Origin of the sequence: Amycolatopsis sp. NPDC050768 (genome assembly GCF_040654155.1) — a bacterium.
In the GTDB taxonomy this organism is placed as follows: domain Bacteria; phylum Actinomycetota; class Actinomycetes; order Mycobacteriales; family Pseudonocardiaceae; genus Amycolatopsis.
In genome coordinates, this window is the sequence record NZ_JBFAHL010000019.1 from 159,021 (window position 1) to 177,703 (window position 18,683).

21 protein-coding genes are annotated in these 18,683 nt (G+C 71.3%); 10 read left to right on the plus strand and 11 right to left on the minus strand.

The window, feature by feature from the left end:
* Positions 1 to 40: 40 nt before the first annotated feature.
* Positions 41 to 415, plus strand: a complete 375-nt coding sequence (locus AB0H62_RS40415) for a hypothetical protein (RefSeq protein WP_360591880.1) — start codon at positions 41 to 43, stop codon at positions 413 to 415.
* 231 nt (positions 416 to 646) lie between these two features.
* On the opposite strand, the gene AB0H62_RS40420 is transcribed toward AB0H62_RS40415, so the two are convergent.
* Entirely contained in the window at positions 647 to 1,114 is a 468-nt protein-coding gene (locus AB0H62_RS40420; RefSeq protein WP_360591881.1) for a hypothetical protein, read from the minus strand.
* A 108-nt stretch (positions 1,115 to 1,222) separates the two neighbouring features.
* Between AB0H62_RS40420 and AB0H62_RS40425 the strand changes: the two genes are divergently transcribed.
* Positions 1,223 to 1,954, plus strand: coding sequence for a TetR family transcriptional regulator (locus AB0H62_RS40425; RefSeq protein WP_220239174.1), 732 nt, complete (start codon positions 1,223 to 1,225; stop codon positions 1,952 to 1,954).
* A 19-nt stretch (positions 1,955 to 1,973) separates the two neighbouring features.
* Here the strand turns inward: AB0H62_RS40425 and AB0H62_RS40430 are convergent, their stop codons facing one another.
* Positions 1,974 to 2,588 (minus strand): hypothetical protein, encoded by a 615-nt coding sequence (locus tag AB0H62_RS40430; RefSeq protein WP_360591882.1) that lies wholly within the window; start codon positions 2,586 to 2,588, stop codon positions 1,974 to 1,976.
* Positions 2,589 to 2,694: 106 nt separating this feature from the next.
* On the opposite strand from AB0H62_RS40430, the gene AB0H62_RS40435 reads away from it, so the two are divergent.
* The gene (locus AB0H62_RS40435; RefSeq protein WP_220239176.1) at positions 2,695 to 3,048 is read left to right on the plus strand and encodes a DUF488 family protein; all 354 of its coding nucleotides are present in this window, start codon (positions 2,695 to 2,697) and stop codon (positions 3,046 to 3,048) included.
* Between the two features lie 119 nt (positions 3,049 to 3,167).
* On the opposite strand, the gene AB0H62_RS40440 is transcribed toward AB0H62_RS40435, so the two are convergent.
* From AB0H62_RS40440 to AB0H62_RS40450, 3 genes are all read right to left on the minus strand, one after another.
* Positions 3,168 to 4,793: a M4 family metallopeptidase gene (locus AB0H62_RS40440; RefSeq protein ID WP_220239177.1), complete on the minus strand. Its 1,626-nt coding sequence runs from the start codon at positions 4,791 to 4,793 to the stop codon at positions 3,168 to 3,170.
* Between the two features lie 214 nt (positions 4,794 to 5,007).
* Positions 5,008 to 6,030: a serine hydrolase domain-containing protein gene (locus tag AB0H62_RS40445; RefSeq protein ID WP_360591883.1), complete on the minus strand. Its 1,023-nt coding sequence runs from the start codon at positions 6,028 to 6,030 to the stop codon at positions 5,008 to 5,010.
* A complete protein-coding gene (locus AB0H62_RS40450; protein WP_360591884.1) occupies positions 6,020 to 6,823 on the minus strand; it encodes an IclR family transcriptional regulator in 804 nt (267 codons plus the stop codon). The genes AB0H62_RS40445 and AB0H62_RS40450 overlap by 11 nt, the downstream gene beginning before the upstream one ends.
* Positions 6,824 to 6,905: 82 nt before the next feature.
* On the opposite strand from AB0H62_RS40450, the gene AB0H62_RS40455 reads away from it, so the two are divergent.
* The 5 genes from AB0H62_RS40455 to AB0H62_RS40475 are packed head-to-tail and all read left to right on the plus strand — an operon-like array spanning position 6,906 to position 11,896.
* The gene (locus AB0H62_RS40455; RefSeq protein WP_360591885.1) at positions 6,906 to 8,453 is read left to right on the plus strand and encodes an ABC transporter substrate-binding protein; all 1,548 of its coding nucleotides are present in this window, start codon (positions 6,906 to 6,908) and stop codon (positions 8,451 to 8,453) included.
* Positions 8,450 to 9,424, plus strand: a complete 975-nt coding sequence (locus AB0H62_RS40460; protein WP_360591886.1) for an ABC transporter permease — start codon at positions 8,450 to 8,452, stop codon at positions 9,422 to 9,424. Before AB0H62_RS40455 ends, AB0H62_RS40460 begins: the two co-directional genes overlap by 4 nt.
* The gene (locus AB0H62_RS40465) at positions 9,421 to 10,311 is read left to right on the plus strand and encodes an ABC transporter permease (RefSeq protein ID WP_220239181.1); all 891 of its coding nucleotides are present in this window, start codon (positions 9,421 to 9,423) and stop codon (positions 10,309 to 10,311) included. Before AB0H62_RS40460 ends, AB0H62_RS40465 begins: the two co-directional genes overlap by 4 nt.
* Entirely contained in the window at positions 10,308 to 11,099 is a 792-nt protein-coding gene (locus tag AB0H62_RS40470; RefSeq protein WP_360591887.1) for an ABC transporter ATP-binding protein, read from the plus strand. Before AB0H62_RS40465 ends, AB0H62_RS40470 begins: the two co-directional genes overlap by 4 nt.
* On the plus strand, positions 11,096 to 11,896 hold the full coding sequence (locus tag AB0H62_RS40475) for an ATP-binding cassette domain-containing protein (RefSeq protein WP_220239183.1): 801 nt from the start codon (positions 11,096 to 11,098) through the stop codon (positions 11,894 to 11,896). The genes AB0H62_RS40470 and AB0H62_RS40475 overlap by 4 nt, the downstream gene beginning before the upstream one ends.
* A 16-nt stretch (positions 11,897 to 11,912) precedes the next feature.
* On the opposite strand, the gene AB0H62_RS40480 is transcribed toward AB0H62_RS40475, so the two are convergent.
* On the minus strand, positions 11,913 to 12,842 hold the full coding sequence (locus AB0H62_RS40480) for an ROK family protein (RefSeq protein ID WP_360591888.1): 930 nt from the start codon (positions 12,840 to 12,842) through the stop codon (positions 11,913 to 11,915).
* A gap of 41 nt (positions 12,843 to 12,883) precedes the next feature.
* Here AB0H62_RS40480 and AB0H62_RS40485 point away from each other — a divergent pair, with 41 nt between their 5' ends.
* Positions 12,884 to 13,642, plus strand: a complete 759-nt coding sequence (locus tag AB0H62_RS40485; RefSeq protein ID WP_220239185.1) for a creatininase family protein — start codon at positions 12,884 to 12,886, stop codon at positions 13,640 to 13,642.
* Positions 13,639 to 14,766, plus strand: a complete 1,128-nt coding sequence (locus tag AB0H62_RS40490) for an enolase C-terminal domain-like protein (RefSeq protein ID WP_220239186.1) — start codon at positions 13,639 to 13,641, stop codon at positions 14,764 to 14,766. The genes AB0H62_RS40485 and AB0H62_RS40490 overlap by 4 nt, the downstream gene beginning before the upstream one ends.
* On the opposite strand, the gene AB0H62_RS40495 is transcribed toward AB0H62_RS40490, so the two are convergent.
* From AB0H62_RS40495 to AB0H62_RS40515, 5 genes are all read right to left on the minus strand, one after another.
* Positions 14,756 to 15,340, minus strand: a complete 585-nt coding sequence (locus AB0H62_RS40495; protein WP_220239187.1) for a TetR/AcrR family transcriptional regulator — start codon at positions 15,338 to 15,340, stop codon at positions 14,756 to 14,758. The two genes, AB0H62_RS40490 and AB0H62_RS40495, sit on opposite strands and share 11 nt — an antisense overlap.
* Positions 15,341 to 15,637: an antibiotic biosynthesis monooxygenase family protein gene (locus tag AB0H62_RS40500; protein WP_360591889.1), complete on the minus strand. Its 297-nt coding sequence runs from the start codon at positions 15,635 to 15,637 to the stop codon at positions 15,341 to 15,343. It abuts the gene before it with no gap.
* 11 nt (positions 15,638 to 15,648) lie between these two features.
* Complete coding sequence (locus tag AB0H62_RS40505; RefSeq protein WP_220239189.1) at positions 15,649 to 16,545, minus strand: sulfurtransferase; 897 nt, start codon at positions 16,543 to 16,545, stop codon at positions 15,649 to 15,651.
* Between the two features lie 89 nt (positions 16,546 to 16,634).
* A complete protein-coding gene (locus tag AB0H62_RS40510) occupies positions 16,635 to 17,807 on the minus strand; it encodes a glycoside hydrolase family 64 protein (RefSeq protein ID WP_360591890.1) in 1,173 nt (390 codons plus the stop codon).
* Between the two features lie 146 nt (positions 17,808 to 17,953).
* The gene (locus AB0H62_RS40515) at positions 17,954 to 18,472 is read right to left on the minus strand and encodes a lytic polysaccharide monooxygenase auxiliary activity family 9 protein (RefSeq protein ID WP_220239191.1); all 519 of its coding nucleotides are present in this window, start codon (positions 18,470 to 18,472) and stop codon (positions 17,954 to 17,956) included.
* Between the last annotated feature and the right edge of the window lie 211 nt (positions 18,473 to 18,683).

Consider the following 18,683-nt stretch of genomic DNA (forward strand, 5'->3'; position numbering starts at 1 on the left):
GGGCTCGTCACCCCCGCGTCTGGACGAGACTCGCGCGGTGATGAACACCTCCCTCGACGACGCCGGCCGCTGCCTCCTCTCGGTGGCTTGGAACATCCGCACCGGCGTCCCGCGGGCGGGGGCCCGCAAGGAGGAGATCCGGGCTCGGCTGCAGGCCGTCTGCCGCTCGATGGGGCACGCCGCGTGCGCCCGCGCGGCGGCCGGTTCGCCGCCGGACCACGTGCCGTTCCTGAAGCTCGCCGACCTGGCCTACGAGATCGACACGCTCCTGCTGCTCGTCGACACCGCGCTGGCGCCCGACGCCGACCGCGACCGCCGCCGGTGGGCCGAGATCGAGACGCTCGTCGCCGGCGTGGACGATCTCGTGGACCGGGCCGCGACCATCCTCGGGGGACAGCTCGCGGCCAGCCGCTGAGGCTTTCCCCGCACGGGGTGTCCGAATCCTCACAGGACTTGTGCGTTGCCCCTCGCCGTTTGACAGGGTGCGCACATTTTCCGGGACCGAGGTGACCGGTGACGACCATGGACCTCGCCCGAGGGCATCACGGTCGGGGCGCGGCCGGACGTGAACGTCGGCCGGCTGGACGAACAGTGGGTCGGGGAGAACGGTGGGGCGGGGAAATGACCATGGCGCGCCTGACCGTCGTCAGTGGCGGACGCGGACCCCGGCCAGCACCGCGCTGAGGCTCGGCAGCCAGCGCTGCCGCGGGTCGGGGGCGGCGAGCCACTCCGTCGAGACGCCGGGGACCTGCGGGCCGATCGGCAGGGGGACGAGGGCGCCGCAGTCGAGGAGGTCGACGTCGGTGGGCAGGGTGGTGCGGGGCGGGACCAGGCCGTCGGTCTCGGCGAGGATGGCGACGCGCGGGCCGTGCTGCGTGGGCAGGACTAGGACGGGGCCCTGGCAGCCGGTGTCGGCGAGGTGTCGCAGCACCGGGCCGGCGGCGAGCTTCGGCAGGGTCACGGCGCACAGGCCATTTTCGAGCGCGAGGAACAGCCGGCTGCCCTGCCAGCGCACCGACCAGCCGAACAGGCGGCCGTAGTAGGCGTCGAACCGCTCGTGGGCGTGCTCGGCCGGCGCGAGCTCGGTCGGCTGGAGCTGCTGGTCGAGGCTCATCGTCGATGCCTTCCGGTCGGGGGAAATGGTTATAGGGGTCCGAGGTCCGGCCACGAGTCTAACGGCACTCAGTGCCACTAGCAAGGCGGCCTGCTACCGTCTTCGGGCATGACGGAATCGCAGCGCCGCGCGCCGGCCACCCGGGTCGGTGCGACGGCAGCCGGCCGACGGCAGCTGCGCCGCGCGCTGTCCTCGGCGGCCGTGGACCTGTTCGTGGCCAACGGGTACGAGGCGACGACCGTTGACGAGATCGCCGCCGCGGCGGGAGTCGGGCGCCGCACGTTCTTCCGGTATTTCGACACCAAGGACGACGTGCTCTTCGCCAACCACGACGAGATCGTCACGGAGATGGAGCAGGCCTTCGAGCGCGCGGATCCGTCGCGCGATCCGGTCGAGGTGGCGTGTTCGACGGTGAGCCTGGTGCTCGACTACTACGCCGCGGACCTCGACGTGTCGCTGAAGCGGTTCACGCTCACGCGGACGGTGACTTCGTTGCGGGACAAGGAAGTCGCGACCGTCGACCGGTACCAGCGCGTGCTCGCGCGGTACCTGCAGACGCGGTTCGCCGAACAGGGCGACGGCACGGCGAGCCTGCGGGCGGCCGTGGCCGCGGCGGCGATCGCGGCGGCGAACAACCACGTACTGCGGCGGTGGCTGCGCAGCGGCGGCAAGGACGACATCGCGGCGAGTGCGGCGCGGGCGTTTGCTCTGGTCGGAGAGGCTTTTCGGCCGGTGAACGCCGAGACGACGGTGGTCGCGGTGTTGAGTACCGCGACGCCGTTGCCGGAGGTCATGGCCCGGCTCGGCGCAGCCTTCCAGGACCCGGAAGCGGACCGATAAGTGCACTCAGTGCCATTGCTCAGTGTGCTGTCGCAGCGATCTCGATCGGGTAGCCGCCCCGGAGGACGGCGATGGTCGCGGGTGGCGTGATGACCTGGGCCGTTCCGCGGCGGGGCAGGGCGTGGCGTGGGCCGTAGCCGGAGGTCGTCCAGTCGGTCAGGCCGCCGTCCACGACCAGCGCGGGCCGGTCTTCGCGCAGGACGAACACGCCATCCGGCAGCTCTGTCCACGGCAGCTCGTGCAGCCGGCGCCGGCGACCGGCGAGGCGTTCGGCGTGCAGCTGCCGGTTCATGGCCCGCGCGGACGGCGGCGCGACGTCCAGCGCCTCGGCCCAGCCGTCGCGGTACCGCACGTAGTCCGCGCGCCGGCATTCCCCGCACGGGCGGTGCCCGGCGGCGAACGAGACGGCCTCGTCGTGGAAGTACAGGTGCGTGTAGCGGTGCGGCAGCCACTGCTCGCGCCACCGGCCGCGGAACTCGAGCCGGCAGGTGAGCCACAGGTCGCTCGCGTGGGTGCGCACGATCTCGTGTCCGGAGTGGAGGATGCCGCGGTTGCCCGTCCACGCGCCGCGCAGCGCGATCGCGACGATCTCGCCCAGCGGCGTCACCCGGTTGCGCTCGGGCGCGCTAGCCACGGTCGGCTCCGCTGTGCCGGACAACGCTGCGCCTGACGATGCCGTGCCTGACGATGTCGTGCCGGTCAACGCTGTGCCGGACGATCGGATGGACGACAATGACCCGATGGTCCGCATCGCACGCGTCTACGACCCGGCCGGCCCCGACGACGGCACCCGCGTCCTCGTGGACCGCGTCTGGCCGCGCGGCCTGGCCAAGGCGAAGGCCGCCCTCGACGACTGGTGCAAGGCCGTCGCGCCTACCACCGAGCTGCGCAAGTGGTACGCCCACGACCCCGACCGGTTCGCCGAGTTCACCCGCCGCTACCGCGCGGAGCTCGCCGCACCCGGCCCGGCGGCCGACGCCCTGGCCGCCCTGCGCGACCGCGCCGCACAGGGCCCGCTCACGCTGCTCACCGCGAGCCGCGCCCTGGACATCAGCCAGGCCGCCGTCCTGGCGCAGCTGCTTTCGGAAGACTGACACAACCCCATCGTCCCCGCTCGCAGCACCGAGCGCTGGCAGGTTCGCGACACCGACGCGAAAAGCCGCTGCCGGCACCCGCGGAAGCGAGCGCCGGCAGCGGCCAGGAAGAAAAAGCCTTACGGAGCCAGGTTCAGCTGCGTGGCCTTCACCGCGTTGGCGACCTGGGTGCAGTCGGCCGTGGTGGTGCCGGCGACGCCGGTGCGGGCGTTGGTGGTGCAGGCGGAGTTCAGCGCCGTGCCGAGGTCCTTGAAGGTGGACGTGGGGCGCAGCAGGTTCTCGACCTTCCACCACAGCGCGATGGCCTTGTCCTCGCCGATGCCGCGGACGGTCTGGCCGTTGAAGGTGTCGCCGTCGGTGATGAGGTAGTCCGTCTTGTCGACGACGCCGGCGTCGATGTGCGGGTCGCCGTTGGCGCCGACCCAGAACTGGCCGTTGACGCGGTCGGGGCTGGGGCCCTCGCCCGAGTTGGGCGGGTTCTTCATGTCCCGGACCTGCCCGATGGACGAGCCCGCGCCCATCAGCCAGCGGTTCGCGCCCTGCACGTTGGCGTCGCCGGACTTGATGGCGATGAACTGGCCCATCACGTCGGACATGCCCTCGTTGAGCGCGCCCGCGTAGCCGTTGCCGAGCTGCGAGGTGTGCTGGGTGACGCCGTGGGTGAGCTCGTGACCGGTGATGTCCATAGTGGTCACGCCCTCGCCGAAGGCCATCTGCTCGCCTTCCCAGAACGCGTTGGCCCACGGGCACTGCGTGTGGCGGCGACCGTCCGATTCGGTCTCCACCTCGCACATGCGCACGGTGCCGCGCAGGGCCTTGCCCTTGCCGTCGTGGTAGTCGGTGCCGATGTTGGCCGTCAGGTCGTACGAGGCGAACTGGGAGTAGAAGTTCTGTGCGTCGCCGAAGAAGTCGTAGACGCTGTTGACGTCTGCCGTCGCGACCGCGGCCTGGCCCTCACCTCGGGTCACGCCGAACGCGGTGCCCACGCCGCAGCGCAGGTCGGCCAGCGTCGCGATGTCGAGGTCCACGACCTTGCGATTCGCGTCGCACACCACGCGGTTGGTGGCGGCCTCCGACTCGCCCCACACCTGCAGGACCTTGCCGGTGTCGGCCCCGACGACGACTGTCCACTTGTCCTCGGGGTCCACGCCGTTGACGGGCACGAAGTAGGTCGGCACGGCGGTGGCGCTCGCGCCGTCGCCGCCCAGGCTCGCGTCGTACCAGTACGCGGTTTCCGCGCCGGTCTTCAGCACGCCGGCGTCCTTCTGCGCCACGGCGGCGTGCGCAACCTTGGCCGCGCGGTCCTGGGCGCCCTTCGCGTCGGCCGGGAACGAGCCCTGCGTGCGCTGTGTGGTCTTGCCGAGCGCGGCCATGAGCGCGCCGCTGCCGTCGAGGTCCTGCACGATCTGCGCGCCGTACACCGGCACCCCGCCGACGTTCTGCTGCAGCCGCGCGACGCTGCCGCCCGGAAGGGACTGCACGCTGGTGAGCGTGAGGTCGCCGACGGCGAGACCGAACTGCAGGGCCAGGTCCGCAGTGTGCGACTGCGCGGCCGCGGCGGCATTCCCGGCGAGGCCGCGTGCGGCGGCGACGGGGGCCGCGGGCTGGACGGCGATGACGCGGCCGAGGGAGTCGGTGCTCACCTGGGTCTGCTGGGGCGACGCGCTCGCGGCGCCACCGGCGGCCACGAGGATCGACGAAGCCGTCACTGCTGTAGCCAGCACGGCCAGTCGTTTCGAAGACATACGGTCTACCTTCCGCACAGAGGGCCAACCCGAGTGGCCCGTGGAAGAAGTTTCCGATTCCGATCCGAAACTCAGAAGCGCCGAAAGTAGGAAGTGGATCGTGGTCCAGCCATTGGATGTAAAATACCCAAAACGGACACGTTAGAGCGGATATCTTTCTGCGCCAACGACTTCCGGCCCGGCGGCGAAAATGGCCGATGTCCAGGATGTGGGATCAGAGAACCGCGGCTCGCGCGTGGAATTCGCGCCGCACCTTTTCGATCCCGGGCGTGGACCGCGAAGGGTGCACGCGGTTCGTCAGCAGCACGTAGAAACGGCCACGCTCCGGCTCGATCCACAGGCTGGTCCCGGTGAAGCCGGTGTGGCCGTAAGAGGTGGGTTCCAAGGCGGTGCCGACGGGGGAGCCCGGCACGTCGAGGCCCTGCCACGCGAGCCCGCGGCGTAGCGCGAGATCTTCGGTGTGGCAGGCGATCATCTCCGTGTGCGACGCGGGTTTGAGCAACGCTTGCGCGCCGCCGGCCAGCGCCTGCCCGAGACGCTCGACGTCGCCGAGCGTGGCGAACAAGCCGGCGTGCCCGCAGATCCCGCCCAGCACCACGGCGTTTTCGTCGTGCACCTGTCCACACACGACCCGGCCGCGCCACGGACAGTCCTCAGTGGCCACCGCGTCGGCCAGAAACTCCTGAGCAGGGCCGAAGCCGGTGGCCGTGAGCCCCAGCGGCTGTGTGACGAGCTCCGTCACGAGCCGGTCGAGCGGTGCGCCACCCGCGGCCTCGGCGATCAGCCCGAGCAGGATGAACCCCTGCGACGAATACTCGACCCGCGTGCCGGGCGAAGAACGCAACGGCCCGGTCCGGATCGCCTCCAGCAGCGCTTGCCGCGTCGGGTGCTCGCGGTAGAGTGGAGTTCCGCCCGGCAGTCCGGACGTGTGCGCGAGCAGCTGCCGGACGGTGATCCCGGCCTTGTCGCCGCCCGCATACGCCGGCAGGTGCCGGGGGAGTGGCTCGTCGAGGTCGAGCAGCCCCCGTTCGGCCAGTGCCACCACCACGATCCCGACGACCGGCTTCGTCACCGACGCGAGATCCCATCGGCTCTCCTCGGTCGCCTCCGGGCCGCCGTGCCAACGCGGGCCGAGCACCCCGCGGTCGAGCACCTCATCGGCGGTGCCGACAGACCACGCCGCGGCCGAGTACAAGCCCGACGTGGAAGCAAGAAGATCGAGCAGCTCAGTCCTCATCGGACACCGCCTGCAAGCCGGCCGGGCCCAGCTTCGCCGAAATCCGGTTCGCCGCCTCGGCCACCAGCGGGCCGAGCGCCGCAAACGCCTCCGGCTGCAGCGTGAACGTCAGCCCCGACACGCTGACCGCTCCGGCGACCACCCCGTCGGCATCCACCACCGGCGCGGCCACGCACCGCACGTGCGCCTCGTACTGCTCGTCGTCGACCACGTACCCGAGACTGTCCACAGTGGCCAGCGAAGCGCGGATGGCGGCCGGATCCGTCGAAGTCTTCGCCGTCCACGCCTTCAATGGCCCGGAGAGCACCGCGGCGACCTCGGCCTCCGGCAACCGCGACAGGATCGCCCTCCCGACGCCCGTGCAGTACAGCGGCACCTCGCCGCCCGGCCGCGTGTTCAGCCGGTACGCCTGCTCCGGCTCGAGCTTCTCCACGTACACCGCCCGGTCGGCGTGGCGCACCGCGTAGTGCACCGTGTGCCCGGTCCGCCGCCGCAGGTCAGCGAGCACGGGGCGGGTGGACCGGGTGGTGCGGCTGCCGGCGAGCACCGCGGCCGAGAGTCCGAGCAGCCTCGGCCCGACGTCGTACTGGCCACCGCCCGTCGCGGCGGCGAAACCGGCGTCCGCGAACGTCTGCAGCATCCGGTGCGCGGTGGGTTTCGGCAGGTCACAGGCCTTCGCGACGTCGGCGAGCCGGTGCGGCCCACCCGGGAGCGCGAGGGTCGCCAGCACTTCGAGCGCCTTGTCCACCGCGCCGCGGGGACTGTTCGCCGAGTCGTTGACAGCCTTGGTCACGGCGCCTACCTTAGCGCAATCGCATTCCATCTGACGGAACGGTCTTTCACTTCACGAAACGATCGAAAGGAGTAGGCACCCCGTGGCCCCTCCGCGTCCCCGCCTGTCCCGCCGCGACGCCCTCCGGCTCGGCGGCCTCGCGCTGCCCGCACTCGCCCTGCCGAGCTTGCTCACCGCGTGCGGCAGCGCCGCCGGCACTCCCGGCACCGTGCTGCGCGTGGCCCAGACCTCGGACCCGAAAACCCTGGATCCCCAGAAACAGGGCGACCTGACCTCCATGAACGTGCTGATCAACATGTTCGACACGCTCACCACGCGAGGTCCGGACAACCAGCTCAAACCCGGGCTGGCCCTGTCGTGGTCCTCGCCCGACCCGCTGACCTGGCGCTTCAAGCTCCGGCCCGGCGTGAAGTTCCACAACGGCGAGCCGTGTGACGCCAAGGCCGTGGCCTTCAGCATCAACCGGCTGCTCGACCCCGCCACGAAGTCACCGATCGTCGAGCTGCGCTACGTGAAGCAGGCCGTGGTCGTCGACCCGCTGACGGTGGACCTGCGCTGCAGCGAGGCCGACCCGATCATCCCCGCCAAGGTCTCGCTGTTCGGCGGCGTCGCCGTGCCACCGGAGTACCTGAAGCAGGTCGGTTCGGCCGGCTTCGCGAAGCATCCGGTGGGCACCGGGCCGTTCACCTTCGAGGAATTCGAGCGCGACCACCAGCTGCGGATGCGCGCGAATCCCGCGTACTGGGGCGGCAAACCCGCCTACGACGAGCTCGTCTTCCTTCCGATGGCCGACCCGTCGTCCGCGCTCGCTTCGCTGCAGAGCGACGAGGTGGACATCGTCGCAGGCCTGACGCCCGACGCCGCGCTGCAGATCCAGGGGTACCCGGGCGTCGAGATCCGCCACTTCCCGGGCATCCGCACCTCGTACCTCTCGCTCGACACCTCGCAAGGCCCGTTGCGCGACGTGCGGGTGCGCCAGGCGCTCAACCACGCCGTCGACGTGCCGCTGCTGATCAAGGCGGTGCTCGACGGCAAAGCCCGCGAGGTGCCGACGATGTTCCCGCGCGAGTCGTTCGGCTTCGACCCGTCGATCACGCCGTACACGCGCGACCTTGGCGAAGCCAAGCGCCTGCTGGCCGAGGCCGGGTACGCGAACGGGTTCGACACGTCGATCAGCGCGCTCACGGCCGACTCCAACGTCGCGGAGGCGATTTCCGGGCTGCTCGCGAAGGTCGGCGTGCGGGCGCGCGTCGACCTCGTGGACTCCGGCACCTACACGAGCCGGCTGACGTCGGACAACCGCGGCGCGCTCGGCCCGATCTACCTCGCCGCCAGCACCGGCTGGACGCTCGACGCCGAAAGCCTGGTGCAGTCCAACGTCCGCCACGACCGGCGCCAAAGCCGCTGGCACAACGCCGAAGCCGATCGGCTCATCGACGGCGAGGAACTCTCCCTCGCGCCCGCCGACCGGCAGAAGGCCTTTACGTCGCTGCAGCAACTTCTGAAGCAGGAGGCGCCGTTCGTGTTCCTTTACCAGATCGACAACGTCTACGCGGTCAACACCCGGCCGACGTGGCAGCCCGGTGTCGTCGGCGTGCTCGCCATGGCCTCGGCGAGGGTGACCCCGTGACGGCGCCGGTCACCACCGCCACCCGGCTGCCTGCGCGAGCCGGCGCCGGCGTGCTGCGCGTGGTCGTGACGAAGGTGCTCACGGCGATCGTGGTGCTGTTCTTCGTGGCCACGGCGGCGTTCCTGCTCGTGCGGCTCTCGGGCGACCCCGTGAAGCTGATCCTCCCGCCCGACGCCACCGCGGCGCAGGAGGCGACGCTGCGCGCGAGCCTCGGGCTCGACCGGCCGCTGATCACGCAGTACCTCGACTACCTCGCCGGCCTGCCCCGGCTGAAGCTCGGCACCTCGCTCGTCTACGACCAGCCGGTGACCGACGTGCTGTTCTCCCGCATCCCGGCGACGCTGGAGCTGGCGGGGGCCGCGCTGCTGGTCGCGCTCGCGCTCGCGGTGCCGGCGGGCACGTTCGCCGCGATGCGCCGCGGCCGCGCCGGCGACTCCGGCGTGATGGCCGGTGTCCTGGTCGGACAGTCCACTCCGGCCTTCTGGGTCGGGATCCTGCTCATCCTGATCTTCGCGGTGCAGCTGAAGATCCTGCCCGCGTCGGGCTACGGCGGAATCGAGCACCTGATCCTGCCCGCGGTCACGCTCGCCGTGTACTCGGTGGCGGTGATCGCGCGGCTGCTGCGCTCGTCGCTGATCGACGTGCTCGGTTCGGACTTCATCCGCACCGCGAGAGCCAAGGGCCTCGGCACCGGCGGGATCGTGCTCGGCCACGGCATGCGCAACGCCGCGCTGCCCGTGGTCACGGTCGTCGGCCTCGAGGTCGGCTCGCTGCTGGGTGGCGCGATCCTCACCGAGCAGGTGTTCTCGTGGCCCGGCCTCGGCCGGCTCACGGTCGAGGCGATCCAGAACCGCGACTTCCCGCTCGTGCAGGCGGCGGTGCTGTTCTTCGCCGCCACGTTCGTGATCGTGAACCTGCTGGTGGACCTGTCCTACACGATTCTCGACCCGAGGGTGCGGGTGACCTCATGACCGCCATCACCGCTGTCGCCACTGTGCGATCCGTCCGGCCGAGCGCCGTGCGCGCGATGCTGCGCAACCGGCTCGGCGCCGTCGCCGTGGCCGTGCTCGCGCTGATGGTGCTGGTCGCGGTGTTCGCACCGCTCATCGCGCCGTACGACCCGGGCGCGCAGGATCTGCTGGTGCGCCTGCACCCGCCTGCGTGGCAATCGGGCGGCGACGCGAGGCACCTCCTCGGCACCGACCAGCTCGGGCGCGACATCCTTTCGCGGCTTTGTTACGGCGCACGGATTTCGTTGCTGGTGGGGGCGTGCGCGGCGCTGCTCGCCGGGATCGTCGGCGCGGCGATCGGGCTGGTGGCCGGGTTCCTCGGCGGCTGGTTCGACCGGATCCTCATGCGCCTGGCCGACATCCAGCTCGCGTTCCCGCCGATCCTGCTCGCGCTCGCCATTGTCGGGTTCCTCGGCTCCGGCCTGTGGTACGTGGTGCTGGTGCTCGGCTTCACGGGCTGGGTCTCCTACGCCCGCGTGATCCGCTCCGAAGTACTTTCCTTGCGCACCAGGGAGTTCGTCACGGAGGCGCGGGCGATCGGCGTCACGGACCTCGCGATCATGCGCCGCCACCTGCTGCCCAACGTGATGGCGCCGCTCGCCACCATCGGCACGCTGCACGTGGCCGCCGCGATCGTGGCCGAGGCGTCGCTGAGCTACCTCGGCCTCGGCGTGCCGAAACAGACCGTGACCTGGGGCGGCATGCTCAGCGACGGCCAGCTGTACCTGGGCACGTCGTGGTGGGTGGCCGTGTTCCCCGGCATCGCGCTGATGCTCACCGCGCTGTCCGTCAACATCACCGGAGACGTCCTGCGCGACGTCGCGGACCCGAAGGCGTACCGCTCATGAGCCTCGTGGAGATCAAGGACCTGAGGGTTGAGTTCCGGCTCGACACCGGCACGGTCACGGCCGTCGACGGCGTGAGCTTCGCCGTGGACGAGGGCGAGACGCTGGCGGTGGTGGGGGAGTCGGGCAGCGGCAAAACGGCCACGGCCCTGTCGTTGCTTCGGCTGAACCCCGAACCGCCGTGCGTCTACGAGGGTGAGGTGCTGCTCGACGGGCGTGACGTACTACGACTGTCCGAAAAGGACCTCCGGCGCATCCGCGGCAACGACGTCGCCATGGTCTTCCAGGACCCGATGACGAGCCTCAACCCGGTGAAACGCGTGGGTGCGCAGGTCGCGGAAGTCGTCCGCCGGCACGCACGTGCTTCGCGGGCCGAAGCGGCCAAAGCCGCGGTCGAAGCGCTGGCCGAGGCCGGGATCCCGGACGCGGAACGGCGGGCGGCCCAGTACCCGCACCAGCTTTCCGGTGGGCTGCGCCAGCGCGTGATGATCGCGATGGCGCTGGTCGGCCGGCCGCGGGTGCTCGTGGCCGACGAGCCGACAACCGCGCTCGACGTGACCGTGCAGGCGCAGATCCTGGAGCTGCTCGTGGAGCTGCAGCGCCGCCACGGCATGGCGATCGTGCTGATCACCCACGACTTGGGCGTGGTGGCCGAGGTCGCCGACCGGGTCGTGGTGATGCGCTCGGGCCGCGTGGTCGAGACCGGCGCAGTACTGCCGGTGTTCGAGACACCGCAAGAGAAGTACACGCGCGAGCTGCTGCGCGCCACACCGAAGCTGGAGCGGGTATGACGAACCTGGTCGAGATCCGGGGCCTGCGCAAGGACTACGGCGCGGTGTCCGCCGTAGACGACGTCGACCTCGACGTGGTCTCCGGCGAGACGCTCGCCGTGGTCGGGGAATCGGGGTCGGGCAAGACGACGCTGACGCGGCTGTTGCTGCGGCTGGCCGAGCCGACGGCGGGCAGTGTCCGCTTCGACGGCGCCGACCTGGCGACGCTGCCCGCGGCCCGCCTGCGCAAGGTGCGCCGCGAGATGCAGGTGGTGCTGCAGGATCCGTACTCCAGCATGAACCCGCGCCTGCGCGTCACCGAGATCGTGGGCGAACCGCTGGTCACGCACGAGCGCGGCCTGCGCGGTCGGCGTGGCCGCACGCGGTTGCGCGCGCGGGTCGACGAGCTGCTCGACGCCGTCGGCCTCGCGCCGGAGGTGCAGGACCGCTACCCGCACGAGTTCTCCGGCGGGCAGCGCCAGCGCATCTCCATCGCCCGCGCGCTCGCCCTCGAACCGCGGCTGGTCGTGCTGGACGAGCCGACGAGCGCCCTCGACGTCTCCGTGCAGGCGCAGGTGCTCGACCTGCTCGCCGAACTGCAGTCGCGGCTGCAGCTGACGTACGTGTTCGTGTCGCACAACCTCGCGGTGGTGCAGCAGATCGCCGACCGGGTGGCGGTGATGCGGGCGGGCCGGATCGTGGAACTCGCGTCGAAACAGCGGCTCTTCTCGGCGCCAGAGCACGAGTACACGCGGACGTTGCTCGACGCGGTGCCGGACCCGGATCCGCGGCGGGCCCGGCGATGGGCCGCGTCGTGAGGTGGCCGACGTGACCTCAGTGCCGCGACAGCACCAGGCCCGCGCCGCCGAGCAGCACGATGTCGTCGGCCGGGCCGGTGTTGACCAGCACCCGCGGGGGTTCCGCGCCGGTGGCCCACGACGAGTCCTCGCGCAGGCGGTGCTCGATGCGGGCGCGGAACGCTTCGCCGCCTTCGGACGCTTCGCCGTGGAGGATGAAGAGGCCGGGGGCGAACAGCTGCTGGATGTTGACCAGGCCCAGGGCGATGTTGCCCGCGTACTCGTCGAGCAGCGGGTCGCCGGCCAGCTCGCGGACGCCGCGGGCGGCCAGCCCGCGCCGTTCGGCCTCGGCGCGCAGCCACGACGTGGTCGCGACGGTTTTCCAGCAGCCGCGTGCGCCGCAGGTGCACGGCAGGCCGCTCGCGGCCACCGTCATGTGCGCGCCGCTGCGCCCACCCGGCGGGGCGAGCACCTCACCGTCGTAGAGGATGCCGACGCCGAGGACCTCGCCGGTGGACACCGACGCGAACGTCGTGCGGCCGCGGCCCGGGCCGAACCAGCGGTCGCCGAGGACCTGCACGCGGGCGAGGTGTTCCACATGCACGGGGACGCCCACGAGCCGGGTCACGACGTCGGCCACCGGGTAGCCGTGCAGCGCGGGCACTTCGTGCACCTCGATGATCACGCCCGCCGACGCGTCGACCAGGCCCGCGGCGGCGATCCCGACTCCGGCCGGCGGGCTCGGGAACCGCAGCGCCGAGGTGAGCGCGGCGTCGATCTCGCCGGGGTCGGCCGTGCCGTGCGGGTACATCGCCTCGGCCTGCCAGAGCACCGTGCCCGACAAGTCGAGCAACGCGGCGCGCACGCGCCCGGGCACCAGCTCGACGGCGCCGAGCAGCGGTGCGTCCGGCGTGCGCGGCTCGGCAGCCGGAACCAGCCGCAGTGCTGGCCGTTCGCCGGAATTCATGCGGTCACGATGCCACGCCCGGCCCGACGAGGGGAGCCCACATGCCCGAACTGACGCGGATGACCTGGCGGGAGGTGCGCGCGGCCGCGCCGTCGGCCATCGCGGTGCTGCCGATCGGCTCGCAGGAGCAGCACGCGGGCCACCTGCCGATGGGCACCGACACGATGCTCGCCGAGGCCGTGGTCGACGGCGCGCTCACCCGCCTCGGCGGCGATCCGGAGGTCGTGCGGCTGCCCGCGCTGCCGTTCGGCCACAGCCCGCACCACCTGTTCGCCGCGGCCGTTTCGCTCTCGGCCGCCACACTGCAGGCCGTGCTCGCCGACGTGCTCGATTCGCTCGTGCGCAGCGGCTTCCGGCGCGTGTTCGTGGTCAACGGCCACGGCGGCAACGACGAGATCATGCGCCTGGCGGTGAAGCAGTACGCGCTGCAGGCCGACGTCGCACTCGCCGCGTGCTCGTACTGGTCGCTCGGCGAAGCCGCTTCGCCGGGTCACGCCGGGCTGTTCGAGACGTCGCTGATGCTCGCCGCGAAGCCGGACCTGGTGCGCGAACCCGCGCCTCGGCCGGACGTGACCCCGCCGCCGTTGTTCGACCGGCCGCCCTACCCCGGGCTGACGGTCGAGCGCCACGGCGAGTGGGCCCGCGTCGGCGGCTCCACCGACGACGCCACGGCGGCGACCGCCGACCGCGGTGCCGACCTGCTCGACCGGCGGGTGGCGGCCTTGGCGGCGGCGATCCGCGCTTTCCACAACGCCACCGCGGCCACCGGAGAACACGTACACACCGAAGGGGAGGCATGAAGATCACCGACGTCGACGTGCAGGTCGTGAACCTGCCGTTGACCAACCCGTTCACCAGCTCGTTCGAGACCAAGACGGGGGAGACCCGCACGGTCGTGCGCCTGCGCACCGACACCGGCGTGGAGGGCTGGGGCGAGACGATGTGGGGCCGCCCGGTCGCGGAGCTCACGCGCCAGCTCGGCGCGGAGCTGGTGGGCAAGAGCCCGTTCGCGCTGGAGGCGTTCCACCAGCGGCACCACATGGTGCCCTTCTTCCACGGCTACCTGGGCTACGCGGCGCTGGCGGCGCTGGACGTCGCGTGCTGGGACGTGATGGGCAAGGCCACCGGGCAGCGCGTGACCGACCTGCTGGGCGGCCCGGTGCGCGAGGAGGTGCCGATCACCGCGCTGGTGACCCGCGCCGACGCGCCCGGCGCGCAGGGCCGTGAGCTGGCGCAGGGGATCGCCGAGCACGCGGCGAAGGTCGTGGCCGAGGGCGGCTTCACGGCCGTGAAGCTCAAGGGCACCACGGATGTCTTCGGTGACGTCAAGATCATGCGGGAGCTGCGGCGAGCGCTGCCGGACGTCCAGCTGCGCGTGGACCCGAACGCCGCGTGGTCCGTGCCCGACTCGATCCGCGCGGGGCTGGCGATGGAGGAGCTCGACCTGGAGTACCTCGAAGACCCGTGCGTGGGCATCGAGGGCATGAGCCAGGTCCGCGCAAAGGTGCGGATCCCCTTGTGCACCAACATGTGCGTGGTTCGGTTCGAGGAGTTCGCCCCGGCGATGCGCCTCGGCGCGGTGGACGTGATCCACGGCGACGTCTACAAGTGGGGCGGCATCGCGGCGACGAAGGCGCTCGCCGCGCACTGCGAGACGTTCGGCCTCGGCATGAACCTGCACAGCGGCGGCGAGCTGGGCATCGCGACGGCCGCGCACCTCGCCGTGGTCGCCAGCACGCCCGTGCTCTCGCGCGCGATCGACAGCATGTACTACCTGCACGTGGACGACATCGTCGAGCCGCTGCACCTGGAGGCCGGCCGTCTGCGCGTGCCGACCGGCCCCGGCCTGGGTGTGGAGGTCGACGAGGACAAGCTCGCCTTCTACGCCGCGAAGAACGCCGCCGAAGGCGACCTCACGGGCTGACGCGCGCGAGCACGCCGTCGAGGGAGCACACCAGCGCTTCGGGTGAGCCGTGCAGGTGGGACAGCGCGGTGCCGCCCTGCTGGGCGGTGAGCAGCGTCAGGGCGAGGTGCTCCGCGGAGACATCCGCGGGGATCTCGCCCGCCGCCTGGGCTCGGCGGACGAGCGTGGTGATGGCGTCCTGCCAGCGGTCGAACAGGCGCGCGAGGGTGGTGCCCAGCTCGGCGTCGTCGTCGACCTGGCCGACGAAGGCGCCGAGCGGGCAGTTGCCGTAGCCGCTCTCGTCGGCCGCGGCGAGCACCTCGTCGCGCCAGCGGCGCAGGTCGGTGCACTCCTCGTCGTGCAGCGACGGCTGCGCGGCCAGAACGCGCTCCAGCTGGTACTCCAGCACGGCGACGGCGAGGTCCTGCTTGCCGCCGAAGTAGTGGTACAGCTGGGATTTGCCGGTGCCGCTCTCGGCGAGCACCTCTTCCAGCGGCGTGCCGCCGATGCCGCGCTCGTGCATCAGCCGCGCGGCCGTGGTCACGATCTTCTCGCGCGTGCGGCGGCCGCGGCTCGTGGTCGGTTCGGGGCGCATCTACGCGGGATAGGTCTCGTAGTGGCGGGTGTCGAGCGTCGCGGGGTCGAACTTGCCCGCGATCGAGCCGATCCACTGCTTGAACAGCGGGCTGGCGCGGAAACCCCGCTCGTGCGCCTCGACCGACGTCCAGTCCACCGCCACGGTGAAGCGGCCGGGTTCTTCCACACAGCGGCTGATCGTCGCCGCCAGGCAGTCCGGGTGCTCACGCAGGTAGGGCACGCCCGAAGCGATGGCCCGGCCCAGCTCGTCTTCACCGCCGGGCAGCGCGGTGAGGGTGGCGACTTCGGTGACCATGACTGCCTCCCTCAGGCGGTTTCGACGGGCAGGTCGGCGCGGGCGCTCCACTCGTTCCACGAGCCGTCGTAGTTGGTCCCGAGGGGGTAACCGGCGATGGCGAGTCCGAAGAGGACGGTCGAGGCCGCGACGCCGCCGTTGCAGTAGGCCACGATCGGCCGGCCGGGGTCGAGCTCGGCCGCGGTGAAGAGGTCCTTCAGCTCGGCCGCGGAGCGCCAGGTGCCGGTGGCGAGGTCCACGAGGTCTTCGCGCGGCACGTTCACGGCGCCGGGGATGTGCCCCGGCCGGTTGCCGGGACGCGCGATCTCGCCGGTGTACTGGCCGGGATCGCGGGCGTCGACGAGCTGGATCTCCGGTTTGTCCAATGCGGCCAGCACGTCCTCGGCCGTGGCCCGCAGTTCCGGGCGAGTGCGCGGGGTGAACACCGCGCGTGGGTGCTGCGGCACGGCCGTGTCGACGGCCCGGTTTTCCTGCTGCCACCGGGTGAAGCCGCCGTCGAGCACGACCACGCGGTGGTGGCCGTAGTAGTGCAGCGCCCACCACAGCCGCGTGGCGAAGGTCGACGCCGGGTGCGTGTCGTAGGCCACCACGAGGTGCTCGTCACCGATCCCGGCCTGCGCCATCGCGTCGGCGAACTGCCGCTCGGTGGCCACCTGCACGGGCACGGCGTCGTCCGGGTCGACGATGTCGCGCGTCCAGTCGAGGAACACCGCGCCGGGCACGTGACCGGTGGCGTACTCGTCGGCCGAGCTCTCGTAGCCGAGGCCGGCCGGCCGAGGTGAAGAGGCCCCCGCGCCCTGGCCGGGCAGCGGGGGCACGGAGCCGCGGATGTCGACGATCCGGACGTCCGGATCGTGCAGGTGTGCGGCCAGCCACTCGGTGGTGACCAGGAAATCGGTGCGTGGCATCGGCTCGGGCCCGTCCCTCCGGCGGGGCCGGTGCCCGCCTTCAGTCTGTACCATACAGTACAGTTCTGGACGGTGTCATTCCCGGCAGGTCAGCGCAGCGCGTTGATCGTGATGGTGAGCGTGTCCGGGTCACCCGCCTGTACGGCGCCGCTGAAGTCCGGGCCGGGGGAGACGTCGTCGTAGGGGAAGGCGTAGCCGCGGTCGTCCGGCAGGCGGCTGTGGACGATGCGGGCGTAGTGGTTGGTTTCGGCGGCGGTGTAGAACTTCGCGGGGTCTTCGCCGTCCGGCTGGTTCGGGTTGTCGAGCAGCGTCGTGCGGTTCAGCGCGGCCGCCAGCCGGGGGACGATGGCCTTGCGAGCGTCGCTGTCACCGTCCTTCAGCGCGAACGGGCCGCTGTCGCAGCTCCACACGTCGGCGGTCACTGGTTTGGCAAAGCGCTCGCCGTTGGTGAAGGCGAGCATGCCGTCGCTGCCGACACGGCCGGTGAACTTGCCCAGACCCGGGATCTGAGAGTCGACGGTGAGGTCGGTGCTCGCGTACTTCTGCCAGGCCGAGTCGATGTACCCGTCGAGGTAACCGGTGAAGCGGTCGGCGCGGTGCTGCGCGGACAACGCGCGCAGCGGAGGGCCGTCGGAGCCGGCGTCCACGAGTTCGGCCCACGCGCCGCCCTGGGCCTTGAGCGCGTCGCAGATCGGGTCGAGCGAGCGGGCGGGCAGCCCGGGCACGGTCTGGTCGCCCGAGCCGGTGGTCCGCAGGTGCAGGCCCAGGGGGATCGCGACGAAGTCGACGTAGCTGATGTTGGCGAACAGCACCGCGTCGTTGAAGGTGAACTCGCAGAACGACCAGTCGCGGCCGTGGTTCGGGTCCGCGGTGTTGACGAAGCTCGGGTGCACCAGCGCGGGGCCGGGGTTGACGAAGAAGTCGAGCTTCGCGTCGGTCACCACGTAGATCCGCGCGCCCGCCATCTTCGGCACGCTCACCTGCGGCAGCGATTTCACCGGGATGGCGCAGTCCTCGGCGAGCGGCGTCTGGTCCGCCGCGGGGGAGGGCGGGTAGTACGGCGTGCCGTCGGCCTTGAGGATCACGACCTTGTTGCCTGGTGCGATACCCGTGATGTAGGCGTAGGTTTCGCCGGCGCCTGAGCGGTCGTCGAACACGACCTTCACCGTGTCGGGCGTCGCGGCGGAGGAGATTCTGGTGCCCCACAACGGAAAAGTCGCCGCCGCGGCGGACGCGCCGAGGAAAGCTCGCCGGGAAATCAAGGAAACCGCCTCCTGGGGTTCGCGGGCACGCCGACCACACTCCGGACCGCGGGTCGGCGAAAACGGGGACACGCCGGGGAAATCCCCGGCGAAGAGTGGTGCGGATCGCCTGCGCCTGCCTTCTTGTCAGGCGCAGGCGATCCCGCTCAGCCGACCTGGAGGTCGATGCAGGAGTAGAACGCGTTGGCCGTGTCCGCGATGTTCCACACGGCGAGCACGGTCTGGCGGCCGGTGTGGCCGCCCAGGTCCACCTGGTGTGTCACGGTTTCCGGCGGCTGCTGGTTGTGGCCGTCGAAGCTCGCGATCTTCTCGTCGCCGATGAAATACTCGTAGCTCGCGGTGCTGTGGCGCGCGGTGAAGGTCCACGTGAACGTGACCGTTTTCCCGACCGGAGCGGCCTGCCAGGGCTTGGAGTTGTCGTTGAGGTCGGCGAACTGCGCGACGCCGCCGTTACAGCTGTGCAGGCCCTTCGGACCCTCGACGCTCTGCGGTTCGTACTTGATCTCACCGCAGTCGACCACGCCCTGCGCGCACTGCGCCTGCCGGCTGGCGGGGGAGTTGACGTACCCGTGGGCGCTCGCGATGCCGGCGGGGCTGACCAGGACGAGCACCGGTGCGAGCACGGCGCCCGCGAGTCCGGCGAGGATCTTCCGGTTCGCTTTCATACCAGCTCCTTCGGGGAATGCTCGCTTCCCGGCCTCGGCTGCGACGCCGTGGGTACGACGCTGCTGGGTACGGCGCAGCGGCGCACTGGCGGGCCTCCGGGGAGGTGCGCGAGCGAAGGGTGACTTTGTGGTCTAGACCATAACCCCGAAGATCGACCTTGGTCAACAACTGGCAAAGAGAAGCTCGAAGTTGGTAAGTGGCCAACCGAAG